The organism is Thalassobius sp. MITS945101, assembly GCF_047123305.1.
Lineage (GTDB): Bacteria > Pseudomonadota > Alphaproteobacteria > Rhodobacterales > Rhodobacteraceae > Thalassobius.
In genome coordinates this window covers 3499697-3515342 of sequence record NZ_CP138918.1, presented here as the reverse complement: position 1 = coordinate 3515342, position 15646 = coordinate 3499697, and the positions used below count along the sequence as shown (strand labels likewise).

Annotated in this window: 14 protein-coding genes; 11 read left to right on the top strand and 3 right to left on the bottom strand. The window is 59.3% G+C overall.

Features of this window, described 5'->3' with window-relative positions; translation table 11 throughout:
* Window positions 1–5: 5 nt before the first annotated feature.
* On the top strand, window positions 6–1313 hold the full coding sequence (gene xylA / locus SIC14_RS17370) for a xylose isomerase (protein WP_412563168.1): 1308 nt from the start codon (window positions 6–8) through the stop codon (window positions 1311–1313).
* A gap of 27 nt (window positions 1314–1340) precedes the next feature.
* Here xylA and SIC14_RS17365 read toward each other — a convergent pair whose 3' ends face one another.
* On the bottom strand, window positions 1341–2234 hold the full coding sequence (locus SIC14_RS17365) for an FAD:protein FMN transferase (protein WP_412563167.1): 894 nt from the start codon (window positions 2232–2234) through the stop codon (window positions 1341–1343).
* Window positions 2235–2794: 560 nt separating this feature from the next.
* Between SIC14_RS17365 and acs the strand changes: the two genes are divergently transcribed.
* From acs to SIC14_RS17325, 8 genes are all read left to right on the top strand, one after another.
* On the top strand, window positions 2795–4771 hold the full coding sequence (gene acs, locus SIC14_RS17360; RefSeq protein WP_412563166.1) for an acetate--CoA ligase: 1977 nt from the start codon (window positions 2795–2797) through the stop codon (window positions 4769–4771).
* A gap of 5 nt (window positions 4772–4776) precedes the next feature.
* Window positions 4777–5460, top strand: coding sequence for an adenylate kinase (locus SIC14_RS17355; RefSeq protein WP_412563165.1), 684 nt, complete (start codon window positions 4777–4779; stop codon window positions 5458–5460).
* A 57-nt stretch (window positions 5461–5517) separates the two neighbouring features.
* Entirely contained in the window at window positions 5518–5799 is a 282-nt protein-coding gene (locus tag SIC14_RS17350) for a DUF4212 domain-containing protein (protein WP_412563164.1), read from the top strand.
* Between the two features lie 5 nt (window positions 5800–5804).
* Entirely contained in the window at window positions 5805–7592 is a 1788-nt protein-coding gene (locus SIC14_RS17345) for a sodium:solute symporter family protein (protein ID WP_412563163.1), read from the top strand.
* 200 nt (window positions 7593–7792) lie between these two features.
* Window positions 7793–9601 (top strand): DUF294 nucleotidyltransferase-like domain-containing protein, encoded by a 1809-nt coding sequence (locus tag SIC14_RS17340; RefSeq protein ID WP_412563162.1) that lies wholly within the window; start codon window positions 7793–7795, stop codon window positions 9599–9601.
* A gap of 123 nt (window positions 9602–9724) precedes the next feature.
* The gene (locus SIC14_RS17335; protein ID WP_412563161.1) at window positions 9725–10192 is read left to right on the top strand and encodes a hypothetical protein; all 468 of its coding nucleotides are present in this window, start codon (window positions 9725–9727) and stop codon (window positions 10190–10192) included.
* The gene (locus SIC14_RS17330) at window positions 10192–11604 is read left to right on the top strand and encodes an exonuclease domain-containing protein (RefSeq protein WP_412563160.1); all 1413 of its coding nucleotides are present in this window, start codon (window positions 10192–10194) and stop codon (window positions 11602–11604) included. Before SIC14_RS17335 ends, SIC14_RS17330 begins: the two co-directional genes overlap by 1 nt.
* Before the next feature lie 114 nt (window positions 11605–11718).
* On the top strand, window positions 11719–11913 hold the full coding sequence (locus tag SIC14_RS17325; protein WP_412563159.1) for a hypothetical protein: 195 nt from the start codon (window positions 11719–11721) through the stop codon (window positions 11911–11913).
* A gap of 172 nt (window positions 11914–12085) precedes the next feature.
* Here the strand turns inward: SIC14_RS17325 and SIC14_RS17320 are convergent, their stop codons facing one another.
* On the bottom strand, window positions 12086–12880 hold the full coding sequence (locus tag SIC14_RS17320) for an RlmE family RNA methyltransferase (protein WP_412563158.1): 795 nt from the start codon (window positions 12878–12880) through the stop codon (window positions 12086–12088).
* Window positions 12881–13037: 157 nt separating this feature from the next.
* Window positions 13038–14150, bottom strand: a complete 1113-nt coding sequence (locus SIC14_RS17315) for a Ppx/GppA phosphatase family protein (RefSeq protein ID WP_412563157.1) — start codon at window positions 14148–14150, stop codon at window positions 13038–13040.
* Window positions 14151–14350: 200 nt separating this feature from the next.
* Between SIC14_RS17315 and SIC14_RS17310 the strand changes: the two genes are divergently transcribed.
* On the top strand, window positions 14351–14653 hold the full coding sequence (locus SIC14_RS17310) for a virulence factor (RefSeq protein WP_412563156.1): 303 nt from the start codon (window positions 14351–14353) through the stop codon (window positions 14651–14653).
* Window positions 14654–14694: 41 nt separating this feature from the next.
* Window positions 14695–15645 (top strand): methylenetetrahydrofolate reductase, encoded by a 951-nt coding sequence (locus tag SIC14_RS17305; protein WP_412563155.1) that lies wholly within the window; start codon window positions 14695–14697, stop codon window positions 15643–15645.
* Window position 15646: the final 1 nt, after the last annotated feature.

The window sequence follows — 15646 nt, the reverse complement described above, 5'->3', positions numbered from 1 at the left end:
ATGCTATGAGCACAGGTTTTTTCGACGGCATTGATGCCGTCCAATATGAAGGTGCGGACAGCACCAACCCGATGGCGTTTCGCCATTACAACCCAGATGAGATTGTTCTGGGTAAACGGATGGAAGAGCATCTGCGCTTTGCCGTTGCTTATTGGCACAGCTTTGCCTGGGAGGGCGGCGATCCCTTCGGTGGCCAGACCTTTATTCGCCCCTGGCACCCGCAGGACGACATGGGGCGTGCCAAGATGAAAGCGGATGTTGCCTTTGAGATGTTTGATCTACTGGGTGCACCCTATTTCTGCTGGCATGACGCCGATATCCGGCCCGAGCAGGGTAATTTTGCCGACAATCTGGCAACTTTGAATGAGATCACCGACTACATCGGTGAGAAAATGACCACCAGCAAGACCAAGCTGCTGTGGGGCACGGCCAATATGTTCAGCCACCGCCGCTGGATGTCCGGTGCGTCGACCAATCCGGATCCCGACGTCTTTGCCTTTGCGGCGGCAACGGTGAAATCCTGCATGGATGCAACCCACAAGCTGGGCGGCGAAAACTACGTGCTCTGGGGCGGGCGCGAGGGCTATGAGACGCTGCTGAACACGGACCTCAATCAAGAGCTCGACCATATGGGCCGCTTCCTGAACATGGTGGTCGAGTACAAACACAAGATTGGCTTCAAGGGGCAAATCCTGGTGGAGCCCAAACCGCAGGAACCATCCAAACACCAGTATGATTTCGACGCCGCCACCTGCATTGGCTTCCTGCGCAAATATGGGCTGGAGGATGAGGTGAAGCTGAACCTTGAGCAGGGCCACGCCATTCTGGCCGGTCACAGCTTCGAGCATGAGATTGCCACGGCAGCCGCCGAAGGCATGTTGGGGTCGATCGACATGAACCGGAACGACTACCAGTCGGGCTGGGACACGGACCAGTTCCCCAACAACACGCCCGAAGTGGCGCTGTGTTATTACCATATTCTGAAGGCGGGTGGCTTTACTCAGGGCGGCACCAACTTTGATGCCAAGCTGCGCCGTCAGTCCTTGGATGCCGAAGATCTGATTGCGGCCCATGTGGGCGGGATGGACATCTGTGCACGGGGTTTGAAAGCGGCAGCTGCGATGCTGGAAGATGGCGGACTGGAGCAGGCTTTGGCGGATCGCTACAGCGGTTGGCAAGGCGATGCGGCGCAGGACATGCTGTCAAGCGACCTTGAGGCCATCGCAGCGCGGGTGCTGTCGGAAGGGATCAACCCAGAGCCCCGTTCGGGCCGGCAGGAGATCCTGGAAAACTACGTGAACCGCTTTGTCTGAGGCGACAAGCTGATTGCGAGGGGCGGGTCACTCGGACGGAAGCTCGATGACCTTCCCCTCCAGATCCACCAGAGTCACATGGGTGATTTCTGACAATTTTGGCAGGCAGGCCGCGATGTCTGCCTGCGACATCAGTGCAAAAGCGGTGGAACAGGCATCGGCGATGGCGGCCGATTTGGCGTGAACGGCAACCGTGCTCCATTGCGGGGTGGAGTTGGCTTTGGGGTCCAGAATATGGCTGCTGCCACCAACCTGCTGGGCGCTGGCATGGCTGAGCGAAATGGCTGCGTCCTGCAGGGTCACCGTACGCAACAGGCCCAGCCCCGGGGTGGTTAATCCCAGTTGAAAGGGGCCGCCTATGGCGCGGTATTCGCCGATATTGACCAGCGCCTTTTTCACCCCCAGTTGCCGCAACGCTTTGGTGACCAGGTCCGTGGCAAACCCCTGCGCCACGCCGTTGAAGCTCAGCTGTTGTCCTTTGACCATTACGATCCGGTTCTGGCGGATTTCTACATGGCGCCAGCCGATTTTATTGCGGGCTTCTGTGGCGTCTTCGCCGGTGGCAAGACTGCGCCAGAGCGGCTGAATGGTGGGGTCAAAACTGCCGTGGGTCGCCACATGTACGCGGGTGGTCAGCTGGCACAGGTCCAGAAACTCGGGCGCCGGCAGGTCCAATGCGCTGTGGCGGTTCAACTGGCGTAGGACCGAGTCGGGATCATAAAGGTTGAACAGCCGTTCAACCCGGTCCAGCAGGGTCACTACATCATTCAGGGCAGCCTCGGCCACCAGTTTAGGGGCCGAGATGGTGACAGAGGCTTCGGTGCCGAGAGCGGCGCCGTGCCAACGTATCGGAGATTTGTTCCAGTCGGTGGAAAACTCCTCCATCGTGGAAGCAATAGAGGCCGTGCGGGTCTGGTTCATGTCTTCCATCCTTTACGGGGCAACTCATGCCTTGGGGCAGGAGACACCGGTGGGGGGATCAGATGGAGGTCGCGCTGTGTCGCGGTGTAACAATTAACACTTAGGGTAGCACAGCTTGGGGCTGTGAGCTAATCCTCTTCTCGCTTACCTAAGGTCACCTTTTCGTTATCTGACCTGTTTTGCCCGTCTTCATTTGGGCTTGCCTTCTGACAGTGGGGGTGCACAGGAGGTGCCAGAACTGGGGCGGATTGTCACAGCGTGGGGTTATGTTAGCGATATCCGAAATTCTACGGGGTGCCGTTGCGGCATCTTTTGCTGCTCTGCCGCAAGGGAATTGACAGGCTAGCGCCTTGGAAAGTGGTGCTTTCCGGCGGTTTGATCAGATTTGTTTACAAAATTTATAACTTCTGGAAATTTTGTTTACAGAATTATGTATAAAAAATAGCGTCTTATTTATTTCTTTTCATTTTTACGTATTCTCACCGTCAACGCGCAGTTTGTCGGGGAGGGAACGGAGGCCCGACCCGGCTGTGTCACATAGCTCAAGGGAGGAGCCTCGCATGTCGCTTGACCAAGCTACCGAAACCCAGACCCCGTCTGTTGTCGCAATTCCGGCCGGTTTCGCTGAGAACGCGCATATTGATGCCGCGAAATACGAAGAAATGTACGCCGCCTCGATCGCTGATCCCGAAGCCTTCTGGGGCGAGCATGGCAAACGTCTGGACTGGATCAAACCCTACTCCAAGGTGAAGAACACCAGCTTCGAGCCGGGCAAGATCGACATCAAATGGTTCGAGGACGGCACCCTGAACGTTGCCGCCAACTGCATCGATCGCCATCTGGAAACCCGTGGCGATCAGACCGCGATCATCTTTGAACCTGACAACCCCGATGAGGCTGCGCAGCACATCACCTACAAGCAGCTGCACACCAGCGTGTGCCGCATGGCCAACGTGTTGGAAGAGCTGGGTGTGCGCAAAGGGGACCGTGTTGTCATCTACCTGCCAATGATCCCCGAGGCGGCCTATGCCATGCTGGCCTGCGCCCGGATCGGCGCCATTCATTCGATTGTCTTTGCGGGCTTCTCCCCCGACGCGCTAGCAGCGCGCATCAACGGTTGTGATGCCAAGGTCATCATCACCGCTGACAGCGCTCCGCGTGGTGGCCGTAAGACGCCCCTCAAATCCAATGCGGACGCAGCGCTGTTGCACACCAAGGACACGGTGAAATGTCTGGTGGTCAAACGCACCGGCGATCAGACAACTTGGATCGATGGGCGCGATTTTGACTACAATGAAATGGCGCTGGAAGCGGACGACTATTGCCGTCCGGCCGAGATGAACGCCGAAGATCCGCTGTTCATCCTCTACACCTCCGGCTCCACCGGTCAGCCCAAGGGTGTGGTGCATTGCTCGGGCGGCTATCTGGCCTATGCGGCGATGACCCATGAGTATGTCTTTGACTATCAGGACGGTGACATCTTCTGGTGTACTGCGGATGTGGGCTGGGTCACCGGTCACAGCTATATCATCTATGGGCCGCTGGCCAATGGCGCGACCACGCTGATGTTCGAAGGGGTTCCCACCTATCCGGACGCTGGCCGGTTCTGGGCGGTTTGCGAAAAGCACAAGGTGAACCAGTTCTACACCGCACCAACCGCGATCCGCGCGCTGATGGGGCAGGGCACCGAGTTTGTTGAAAACTACGACCTGTCGTCGCTGAAGGTGCTGGGGTCGGTGGGTGAGCCGATCAACCCCGAAGCTTGGAACTGGTACAACAACAATGTTGGCAAGGGGAACTGTCCCATCGTTGACACCTGGTGGCAGACGGAAACTGGCGGTCACATGATGACCCCACTGCCCGGCGCCCATGCGACCAAGCCGGGTGCTGCCATGAAACCTTTCTTTGGTGTGAAGCCGGTGGTTCTGGACCCGCAGTCGGGTGAAGAAATCCATGATGTGCCGACCGAAGGCGTGCTGTGTATCGCTGACAGCTGGCCCGCGCAGATGCGCACCGTTTGGGGCGATCATGAGCGGTTCGAGAAGACCTACTTCAGCGATTACAAAGACTACTACTTTGCCGGTGATGGCTGCCGTCGCGACGCCGATGGCGATTACTGGATCACTGGCCGTGTGGACGATGTGATCAACGTCTCTGGCCACCGTATGGGCACGGCAGAGGTCGAAAGTGCGCTGGTCGCTCATGCCAAAGTGGCTGAGGCCGCGGTGGTGGGCTACCCGCATGACGTCAAGGGGCAGGGCATCTATTGCTACGTGACCCTGATGAACGGCGAAGAGCCCTCGGATGCGCTTTACAAAGAGCTGCGCACCTGGGTGCGGACCGAGATTGGCCCGATCGCCAGCCCCGATCTGATCCAGTGGGCCCCCGGTCTGCCGAAAACCCGGTCGGGCAAAATCATGCGCCGCATCCTGCGCAAGATTGCCGAAAACGACTATGGCAGTCTCGGCGATACATCGACGTTGGCGGATCCATCGGTAGTCGATGACCTCATCAAAAACCGCATGAATAAGGGGTAAGCGCCATGGATGTAGCTGTTGAAACCACCCCTGCGGTTCTGATCCTTCTTGGCCCTCCGGGCGCCGGGAAGGGCACGCAGGCCCGCAAGTTGGAAGAGCAGTTTGGCCTCGTGCAACTGTCCACCGGTGACCTGTTGCGGGACGCGGTGGCCAAGGGGACCGAGGCAGGCAAGCAGGCCAAAGCCGCGATGGACAGTGGCGGTCTGGTCAGCGATGCCATTGTGATTGCCATCCTGCGGGACCGTCTGGCTGCGCCGGATTGCGCCAAGGGCGTTATCCTGGACGGTTTCCCACGCACCACGGTTCAGGCCGAGGCGCTGGACGGCCTGCTGTCCGAAAGCCGTCAGCGCATCAACGCGGCTGTCAGTCTGGAAGTGGACGATGCCGCCATGGTGGCCCGTGTGGCCGGTCGCTACACCTGTGGCGGCTGCGGGGAAGGTTATCACGACGATTTCAAACAGCCGGCCCAAGCGGGCATCTGTGACAATTGCGGCGGGACAGAGTTTAAACGTCGCGCCGATGACAACGCAGAAACCGTGGGCGCCCGCCTGGAGGCCTACCACGCCCAGACGGCACCGCTGATCACCTATTACGATGGCAAGAACGTCCTGCAACGCATTGATGCAATGGGCGAAATCGACGTGATCGCACAAGAACTTGCGGGCATTGTCAAAGGGGCAATGTCGTAAGCATCCCGGCATCGGGTTGGGGCCCGGTGCCATTTCGGAGGAAGAGGAGGACCCGCAATGGCGGATCAACAAACAGCAAATGCTGCGCAGGCCTCGGACCAGACATACTGGTCTGCCAACCTGCGTATCATTTTCATCAGTCTGATTATCTGGGCGCTTGTCTCGTTCGGTTTCGGCATCCTGCTGCGCCCGGCTCTGGCCGGTATCAGCGTGGGCGGCACCGATCTGGGCTTCTGGTTTGCCCAGCAGGGCAGCATCATCGTGTTCCTGGCGCTGATCTTTAACTACGCCTGGCGCATGAACAAACTGGACCGTGAATACGGCGTGGAAGAGGAATAAGCGCCATGGATCAGTTTACTATCAACCTGCTGTTTGTTGGCGCGTCTTTCGCGCTCTACATCGGCATCGCAATCTGGGCCCGCGCGGGTTCAACCTCGGAGTTCTACGCGGCGGGCCGTGGCGTCCACCCCGTGACCAACGGTATGGCGACCGCAGCTGACTGGATGTCGGCGGCCTCCTTCATCTCGATGGCGGGTCTGATTGCCTTTACCGGCTATGACAACTCGTCCTTCCTGATGGGCTGGACCGGCGGCTACGTTCTGCTGGCTCTGCTGCTTGCACCTTACCTGCGTAAATTCGGCAAGTTCACTGTGTCCGAGTTCATCGGCGATCGTTTCTACAGCCAGACCGCCCGTGTTGTGGCCGTTGTCTGTCTGATCGTTGCCTCGACCACCTATGTGATCGGTCAGATGACCGGTGTGGGCGTGGCCTTTGGCCGCTTCCTGGAAGTGTCCAACGAAATGGGCCTGTTCATCGGTGCGGGCGTTGTGTTTGCCTATGCCGTGTTCGGCGGCATGAAGGGTGTGACCTACACTCAGGTAGCGCAGTACTGTGTTCTGATCATGGCCTACACCATTCCGGCCATCTTCATCTCGCTGCAGCTGACCGGCAACCCGGTGCCTGCACTGGGTCTGTTTGGCGATCACGCCGCATCGGGTGAGCCGCTCTTGGCGAAGCTGGATGCGATTGTGAAGGAACTGGGCTTTAACGAATATACCGCCCACCATGCCGACACGCTGAACATGGTTCTTTTCACACTGTCGCTGATGATCGGTACCGCCGGTCTGCCGCACGTCATTATGCGCTTCTTCACCGTGCCCAAAGTGTCCGACGCCCGTTGGTCTGCTGGCTGGACGCTGGTGTTCATCGCGCTGCTGTATCTGACCGCTCCGGCTGTTGGTGCGATGGCGCGTCTGAACATCACCGAAATGATGTGGCCGAACGGTGGCATCAACGGCGAAGCTGTCAGCGTCGAGCAGATCGAAACCGATCCGCAGTATGCTTGGATGTCGACCTGGGAAAAAACCGGCCTGCTGGCTTGGGAAGACAAGAACGGCGATGGCAAGATCCAGTATTACAACGACAAATCTGCTGATCTGCAGGCGGTTGCCGCTGACAAAGGCTGGACCGGGAACGAGCTGACCAAGTTCAACCGTGACATTCTGGTTCTGGCCAACCCCGAGATTGCCAACCTGCCGGGTTGGGTCATCGGTCTGGTGGCTGCAGGTGGTCTGGCGGCCGCTCTGTCGACCGCTGCGGGTCTGTTGCTGGCGATTTCCTCGGCGGTATCGCACGACCTGATCAAAGGCTCGATCAACCCGAACATCTCGGAAAAAGGCGAGCTTCTGTCGGCGCGTATCGCAATGGCCGTGGCCATCCTGGTGGCGACCTACCTGGGTCTCAATCCTCCGGGCTTTGCGGCACAAACCGTGGCACTGGCCTTTGGTCTGGCTGCGGCCTCGATCTTCCCGGCACTGATGATGGGCATCTTCTCCAAGAAGATTAACAACACCGGTGCAGTTGCGGGCATGATCGCAGGTATCTCGGTCACTCTGATCTACATCTTCCTGCACAAGGGTTGGCTCTTCATTCCCGGCACGAACAGCTTCACCGACGCTGATCCGCTGCTGGGCACCGTGAAGTCCACCTCCTTTGGTGTCATCGGCGCGGTCATCAACTTTGGTGTTGCCTACGTTGTTGCCGGCATGACCAAGGAGACCCCGGAAGAGATCAAAGATCTGGTCGAAAGCGTCCGCATCCCCCGTGGTGCTGGTGCTGCACAGGATCACTGATCCCCGTGAACCGGGCGCACCCTCCCTCCGCGCCCTGTTCATCCCTGCATCCCGCCCAGGCACCTGGGCGGGATGTTTTTGTCTCAAACCCCTGATTGGGGTAAATTTTTTTGTTTTGCGTCAAAGTCTGCCGCATCAACCACAGATAGGCTTGGGGGCGATGACTACGTTAGAAGCCCCCCAAGACCCGGAGCCGCCCAATGCCTGCACGCCTGCCTGATCTGCATCGTTTCCTGACCTCGCTGCATCCCTATGACGCGATGACGGCTGCGGAACTGGACCGGCTGATCGACGCCTTCCAACTGCGCCAATACGGCAAGGGGCAGCATATCTATGATCTGGGTGAGGTGCAGGAAGGGCTCTATGTGATCCACCAGGGTCAGGTGGAAGTGCGCGATGAAAACGATGTGCCTTTGTCGCTCTTGGGGGTGCGAAATTCGCTTGGCGAAAGAGGACTGGTGCGTGATGGCTTTGCCGTAACCTCGGCCCGCGCGGTGGAGGAAACCACCTGCCTGCTGCTGCCCGCCGCGGCGTTCAAGACCCTTCTGGAGGAGAATGAGCAGGCGCGTCGTTTCTTTGACCGGTCCCGCACCCGCGCCAAGAAGCATGACCTGGCCTCCACCAAGGTGGAGGATCTGATGACCCGCGCGCCGATGGCCTGCGCGCCGGATATCTCGATTCAGGCCGCCGCCCAGATGATCCGCGACCGGCGGATTTCTTCGCTCTGTGTGGCCGAACAAGACGCGCTGCGCGGCATTGTCTCTGTACGTGACCTGGCGGGAGCCCTGGCCGAAGCGCTGCCGCTTGATACGCCTGTAGCACAAATCATGACGCCGGATCCCCTGACGCTTGCGCCCTCGGCGATTGGGTCCGACGTGCTGCATATGATGATGGAACACCGGATCAGCCACATCCCAATCTGTGAAGGCCCACGTCTGGTGGGGATGGTCAGCCAAACCGACCTGACCCGTTTTCAGGCTGTCAGCTCGGCCGAACTGGTGTCCGAGATTGCCCAGGCCGCCACCGCCGAGGAGATGGCGGAGGTGACCGCCCGCATCCCGCAGCTGCTGGTGCAATTGGTCGGCGCCGGCAACCGCCATGAGGTGGTGACCCGCCTGATCACCGATGTGGCCGACACGGCCACCCGCCGCCTGCTGGCCCTGGCCGAGGAAAAGCTGGGCCCGCCGCCAGTGCCCTACCTCTGGCTGGCCTGCGGTTCGCAGGGACGGCAGGAACAAACCGGCGTCAGCGATCAGGACAATTGCCTGATCCTGCACGATGATGTCACCGCGGAACAAATGGGCTATTTCGCCGATCTGGCGGGTTTTGTCTGTGACGGGCTGAACACCTGTGGCTATGTCTATTGCCCCGGCGACATGCTGGCGACCAACCCGCAATGGTGTCAGCCGCAGCGGATCTGGCGAGACTACTTCAGCCGTTGGATCAAAACGCCGGACCCTGAGGCGCAGATGCTGGCCTCGGTCATGTTTGACCTGCGCCCCATCGGTGGCAGCAAGGCCCTGTTTGACAACCTTCAGGAAGAAACCCTAGGGCGGGCCAGCGAAAACTCGATCTTTGTGGCCCATATGGTCGGCAATTCGCTGAAACACACCCCGCCGCTGGGGCTGCTGCGGGGATTTGCGACCATCCGGTCGGGGGAACATAAGAACACTCTGGACATGAAGCACAACGGCGTGGTGCCGGTGGTGGATCTGGGCAGGGTCTATGCTCTGCAGGGGCGGATCGAACCAGTGAACACGCGCGCCCGTCTGAAAGAAGCCGCCAACACCGGCGCGCTGTCGCCCTCTGGCGCGCGCGATCTCTTGGATGCCTATGACCTGATCGCAGAAAACCGTCTGGCCCATCAGGCCCGCCAAATTCAGCGCGGCGAGGCGCCAGACAACTATATGGCCCCATCAGAACTGTCGGATCTGGAACGCAGCCATTTGCGCAACGCCTTTGTGGTGATCAAATCGCTGCAATCCGCACTGGGGCACAATTTTGGCTAGACCTACGCGGTCTGGTAGAGAACAAAGACAGCCTGCGCAGACCCGCGCGGGCAGGGAGGACGACATATGTTTCTGGAACTGATCGCAACCTTTGTGGCGGGGATTGCAGCGGCGGGGGGCGTCATGCTGCTCAACAAGGTGTTGCGGGGCCGCTTGCCGCGTTGGCTGGTGCCGGTTGTGGCGGGCCTGGCCATGCTGACCGCCACCATCAGCAGCGAATATGGCTGGTATGACCGCACCTCTGCACAGTTGCCCGATGGGTTCAAAGTGGCAAAAACTGTAGACAATCGCGCAATTTATCGTCCGTGGACCTATGCTTTTCCGTATGTCAGCCGTTTTATGGCTGTGGACACCCTATCCATTCGAGAAAATGATGCATTTGAGGGACAATATATGGTGGATGTAGCGTTTTTTGGACGCTGGAGCGCGGTGCAACTCTTGCCCGTTCTGATTGACTGCGCCAACAATAGACAGGCTCAACTGGGCGGCGGCGTAACCTTCGGGGAGAACGGCGAAGTGACAGATGCAAAATGGACCCCTCTGGCGCAAGAGGAAGGTCTTTATCAAATTATATGTGAGGGGACAGCGTGATGTTGACCAACCTCAGCCTGCGCTTGCGGATCTTCCTGTTCTTTGCCCTGATCGGGCTGGGCGGGATCACGATCTTCGGCGCGGCGCTTTATTTTGGATTTGAGGCGGCGCAGGACGGCGATCTCGTCAGTGCCTTCTCGCAGGCGGCCATTATTGGCGGCTTTGGCCTCATGGGCATGGTCATGGGCATCTGGATGCTGTTTGACGAAAACGTCGCCAAACCGGTGGAACGGGTGGCGGCGCGGATGCGGGCCGGGGCCCATGCTGGTGTGAACCACCATATGGACATGGAAACCGCCAAATACCTTGGCGATCTGGGCCCAGCCGCAGAGGCGGTGACCCGCCAGTTGATCGAAGCCTCGATGAACACTGCCGGGGCCATTGCCAATAAAACCCAGAAGCTGGAACTGGAAAAAGAGCGTCTGACCAAGCTGCTCACTGAAATTCCACTGGCGATGATCCTGGTGAATTCCAACCACCAGATTGTGCTCTATGACGGTCAGGCGGCCGCGGTTCTGGCGCAAATTCAGGCGCCTCGGCTGAACTCGGATATTTTTGACTACTTTGACCGCAAAGCGGTGGAGGCCGCTTGGGAAACCCTGATGCAAACCGGCCAAGAGGTCACCTTCCGCGCGCTTGGATCAGCGAAACGGCAGAACTTTGAAATCCGGATGAAACCGCTCGATAGCGGCACCGGCTATATGCTCATCATCGAAAGCTCCGAAGTGGTGATTGCGCCGGATGCCTCACGCCCGCTGATCTACGATTTTGAGCTGCTGGAACAGATGGACGGCACCTCGGTCGATGACCTGAAACTGTCCGAGCTGACCTATTGCGTCTTTGACACCGAAACCACCGGCCTGTTGCCGCACAAAGACGAAGTGGTGCAGATCGGCGCGGTCCGGGTGGTGCGCAACAAGATTGTCGAAGGTGAGGAGATGGAGAGCCTGGTCAACCCGCTGATCCCGATCCCCGCCACCTCGACCAATGTGCATGGCATCACCGACAAGATGGTAGCCAATGCCCCCTCTATCGAGGATGCAACCCGCGAGTTCCACGAGTTTGCCCGTTCTACCGTTCTGGTGGCCCATAACGCGCCCTTCGACATGGCCTTCATGCACCGCTACGGCAAACGCGCCAATATCGACTGGCCCAATCCGGTGCTGGATACGGTTCTGGCCTCGGCGGTGGTGTTTGGGGCCAGCGAAACCCACACGGTGGATGCGCTTTGTGAACGGTTGGGCGTGGTGGTGCCGACGGCCTTGCGGCACACCGCAATTGGGGATGCACGCGCCACGGCGGAAATCTTGGTGCGCCTGATCCCGATGCTTGAGGCGCTCGGCATTGCCACCTTCGGCGATCTGCTGACCCACACGCGCAAACACGGCCGGATCCTGAAAGACCTCAACTAAATCACGGGTTTTGCGGGGAGATTGATAAAAACTCCCCGCAAATGACCCATCCGCGCTGAAATGGCGCCACATTTGGTCGTTCTAATGACTGTCAGATAGTGACGAGGACGACCCATGTTCCAGTTTGCCCCTACAAGTTTCCAACCGCGCCACATGCGCCTGTTTGAACTGATCCGTCAGCAAAACCTGCAGGACCGCCGCCGCCGCCACAGCGACGCGCCGATTGCGGATATGACCGCCGAAAGTTTGATCCGCGCCGCCAGCGCCTCGATCCTGCCGGCGCCCGGCTGGCAGAAAACGGCGCTCTGACCCCCCCTCCGCAATGCAAAAGGCGACCATCGCGGCCGCCTTTCATCTTGCCAAAAATACTCTGGGGGAGGGCCGTAGGCCCGGGGGCAAAGCCCCCAAAATCTTAGTCTGCGGCGAAGCCCCCAAAAACCTTGGTCTGCGGCGAAGCCCCACCCAGAACCACCGCTTCACATCACCCCAGCGGATTGTCAGGGTCGTCGTCGTGATCCGGACCTTTGTTGCCATAGAACCCTGTTGCCACCACAAACTTCTCCGAGCTGTCTGCCCGTGAGGCTGGTGGTTTGACGTTCATCACTTTCTGGAACTTGGTTTTCAGCAGCTTCTGCAACTCGCCCTCGGCGCCACCGGCCAGCACTTTGGCAACAAAGGTGCCGCCTTCGTCCAGCACGTCGAACGCCAAATAGGCGGCTGCTTCGCACAGGGCAATGATGCGCAGGTGGTCGGTCTGTTTATGCCCTGAAGAGGCTGCGGCCATATCCGACATCACCACATCCGCCTGACCACCCAGCCAGTCTTTGACCTTCAGGTCGGCGTCATCTTCCATAAAGTCCAACTGATAGACCTCGGCGCCGGAAATCGGCTCCACCTCTTGCAGGTCGACGCCGATAATGCGCCCAACGGCTTTGCCCTTTTTCTCACCCAGCGCATTGATGCGCGGTACGGCCACCTGACACCAGCCCCCAGGGGCGCAGCCCAGATCCACCACGCGTGCGCCGGGCACGAGGAAACGGTATTTGTCGTCCAGCTCCAGGATCTTATAGGCGGCGCGACCACGATACCCGTCGGTCTGCGCCCGTTTCACATAGGGGTCGTTCAGCTGACGTTGCAGCCAGAGCGTCGAGGACAGTTTGCGGCCGCGGGCTGATTTCACCTTGACCGTCAGGTCGCGCTGACCACGACCCGACGTGTTCTTGTTCGCACCGGGTTTGCCAACGCCGTATTTTTTCTTGCCGGGTTTCTTGGCCATCGTCTTCCCTATGTGCCCATTGGGCTGCTGTCATTGATCTGCGCGGGTTTGGCGCAATGTGGTGCAAAAGCCAAGCCCAGTTGGCTCCTTTCAGGTGCAAAATGCGCCTGAATCGACCGTTTTCAACCGGTTTGGCGCGTCGATGCCAATCCAGGTGCTAAAACGGCCCGTCTTCCAGCACCCCATCGGCGCTCATCTGTGCATAGAGCAGACCCTCGCGCAGGCCGCGGTCGGCGACCGACAGGCGATCCGTTGGCCAGCAGCGTAGCAGCGCCTGCAGGATGGCGGAGCCGGACATGATCAGCGCCTGCCGGTCTTGCCCGATGCGGGGATCGCGGCGACGCCCCTGAGGGCCAAGCGACAGGTAATTGCGGATTACCTTGTCGATCTGATCCGAGGTCATGCGCAGCCCGTCCACCTTGGTGCGATCGTAGCGTTTCAGCCCCAGATGGCTGGCCGCAACGGTGGTTACGGTGCCGGAGGTGCCGACAATCTGGAACCCTTCGCGGGTCTGTTCATCGGCGTAGGGCGAAAACTCTGACAGGTTTTCTTCAAAAAACCAGCTCATCAGCGCAAAACGGGCGGAGTCATCGTCCACATCGCTGAATTGATCGCGCAGGGTTGCCACACCGAGGGGCACCGAAATCCAATCCACCACCTTGGCGGCGGGGAAGGGGTTGTCGGTGTTGTGAAAACCCGAGTGCAGCCGCATGATCGCCCGCGGACGGTCGCGTTTCGGCACCGAAGTCAGGTCAATCCAGACCAGTTCGGTTGAGCCGCCCCCAATATCCACTACCAGCAACTGGTCGGTCTTGGTCGACACCAGCGGCGCGCAGGAGATCACGGCAAGGCGGGCTTCTTCCTCGGGCTGGATGATTTCCAGCTGCAGGCCAGTTTCGCGCCGCACCTGCCGGATAAATTCGCGCGAGTTTTTAGCACGACGGCAGGCCTCGGTGGCAACCAGACGCATCCGGCGCACCTTGTGGCGCTTCAACTTCTGCTGACAGATCCTGAGCGCCTGGACCGTGCGCCCCATGGAGGCACGGCTCAGCCGTCCGGTGCTTTCCAGACCGGCGCCCAGTTGCACCGACTTGGAAAAACTGTCCACCACATGAAACTGACTGCCCTTTGGCTGGGCAATCAACATGCGACAGCTATTTGTCCCCAAATCCAAGGCGGCATAAAGCTCAGCCGGATCTGGCGGTTTGGGCGCGGGGCTCTCAACCGGTTTCGGGAATGCGCCCGCACCTTTGGGACGCTTGGGCGCCATCAGTCACGCCCTCCATTTCGAGTTACCCCCAAGGTAGAGCCAATGCCGTTCCGGCGCAAGCCGTCGCGAAGCAGCATGGCTAATTTCATCAGAGGTCGCAGAGCCGCCTTTGAATGTCGAAATTTGGCGTCGTGTCGCAAATGGCGCGGTTTAAGCAAGGAAGGGAGAGACAGAGGAATCACCGAAAGGACCGCAGAAAGATGCCTGACGTCACCATCGTATATTGGCGCGATATTCCGGCGCAGGTCATTGTGGGCAAGGGGCGTCGTGGCTCCAAACAGCCTTTGGCCGAACGTTTTGAACAGGCGATCGACCGTGCCGCGATGAAAATCGGTGCCTCAGATACGGACGCCTATCTGGCCGAATGGCGCAAGGCGGATCCTTATGAAATGGCCGGTGATCCGGCTGACATTGTCGCGGCGGAAGCGGCGCGGCTGGAACAGGAATACGATCAGGAACGTCTGAAAGCGCTGATCGCAAATGAGGGGTGGGATCGCGGGTGAGCCCGCGCAGCCCATATATCACACAGATTAGGGAGGCCGTGATGGCATTGCTGAATTTCCGCAAACGGGAGGAGCGCCCGACAACACCGGTCAACCCTCAGATGGAGGCCTTCCTGCAAGGCTATTCGATTGAGGTGATGCCGCGCACCGCCGCCAAGATCGACAATTTCCGCGATCTGCTGCCCGAAGGCACCCGGGTTTACATCGCCCATATCGATGGAACCCCGATTGAGGACATGGTGGAAACCGCCGCACGCCTCAGCGATGACGGCTACAACGTCATGCCGCATTTCCCGGCGCGGATCATCAAAGATGCCGCCACGCTGGAAGACTGGATCAACCGCTATCAGTCCGAGGCCGGTGTCAAACAGGCGCTGCTGCTGGCGGGGGGTGTTGCGAACCCTGTGGGGGAGTTCCACTCCTCCATGCAGCTGATGGAAACCGGCCTGTTTGACAAGGCGGGCTTCACCCATCTGCATGTGGCGGGCCACCCTGAGGGCAACAAAGACATCGACCCGGATGGGTCCGACAAAATGGTGATGGAGGCGCTGCGCTGGAAACAGGCTTTTAATGAGCGCACCGATGCCTCCATCGCGCTGGCCACCCAGTTTGCTTTTGATGCCGATCCGATCATCGATTGGGCCAACCGCCTGACCGCAGAGGGCATTACCCTGCCGATCCACATTGGCATCGCTGGTCCTGCAAAACTGCAGACTCTGATCAAGTTTGCCATTGCCTGTGGCGTAGGTCCGTCCCTGTCGGTTTTGCAAAAACGCGCGATGGATGTGACCAAACTGTTGCTGCCCTATGAGCCGACCGACGTGTTGACCAAACTAGCGGCACACAAAGCGGCCAACCCTGATTTCAACATCACCAATGTGCACTTCTTCCCGCTGGGCGGGATCAAGACCAACGCCAATTGGGCGATCGACAACGGCGGCGCTGCTGCCGTGCCCGCCAACCTCGCGGCCCAAGCCGCAGTGTCGCAGTAAG

What these genes read in the sequence shown, in the direction of transcription:
- SIC14_RS17310 (WP_412563156.1), top strand. Translation starts at nt 14,351, where the DNA reads ATGCCTGACGTCACCATCGTATATTGGCGCGATATTCCGGCGCAGGTC.
- SIC14_RS17340 (WP_412563162.1), top strand. Translation starts at nt 7,793, where the DNA reads ATGCCTGCACGCCTGCCTGATCTGCATCGTTTCCTGACCTCGCTGCAT.
- xylA (WP_412563168.1), top strand. Translation starts at nt 6, where the DNA reads ATGAGCACAGGTTTTTTCGACGGCATTGATGCCGTCCAATATGAAGGT.
- SIC14_RS17325 (WP_412563159.1), top strand. Translation starts at nt 11,719, where the DNA reads ATGTTCCAGTTTGCCCCTACAAGTTTCCAACCGCGCCACATGCGCCTG.
- SIC14_RS17330 (WP_412563160.1), top strand. Translation starts at nt 10,192, where the DNA reads ATGTTGACCAACCTCAGCCTGCGCTTGCGGATCTTCCTGTTCTTTGCC.
- SIC14_RS17335 (WP_412563161.1), top strand. Translation starts at nt 9,725, where the DNA reads ATGCTGCTCAACAAGGTGTTGCGGGGCCGCTTGCCGCGTTGGCTGGTG.
- SIC14_RS17355 (WP_412563165.1), top strand. Translation starts at nt 4,777, where the DNA reads ATGGATGTAGCTGTTGAAACCACCCCTGCGGTTCTGATCCTTCTTGGC.
- SIC14_RS17365 (WP_412563167.1), bottom strand. Translation starts at nt 2,234, where the DNA reads ATGAACCAGACCCGCACGGCCTCTATTGCTTCCACGATGGAGGAGTTT.
- SIC14_RS17320 (WP_412563158.1), bottom strand. Translation starts at nt 12,880, where the DNA reads ATGGCCAAGAAACCCGGCAAGAAAAAATACGGCGTTGGCAAACCCGGT.
- SIC14_RS17345 (WP_412563163.1), top strand. Translation starts at nt 5,805, where the DNA reads ATGGATCAGTTTACTATCAACCTGCTGTTTGTTGGCGCGTCTTTCGCG.
- acs (WP_412563166.1), top strand. Translation starts at nt 2,795, where the DNA reads ATGTCGCTTGACCAAGCTACCGAAACCCAGACCCCGTCTGTTGTCGCA.
- SIC14_RS17350 (WP_412563164.1), top strand. Translation starts at nt 5,518, where the DNA reads ATGGCGGATCAACAAACAGCAAATGCTGCGCAGGCCTCGGACCAGACA.
- SIC14_RS17305 (WP_412563155.1), top strand. Translation starts at nt 14,695, where the DNA reads ATGGCATTGCTGAATTTCCGCAAACGGGAGGAGCGCCCGACAACACCG.
- SIC14_RS17315 (WP_412563157.1), bottom strand. Translation starts at nt 14,150, where the DNA reads ATGGCGCCCAAGCGTCCCAAAGGTGCGGGCGCATTCCCGAAACCGGTT.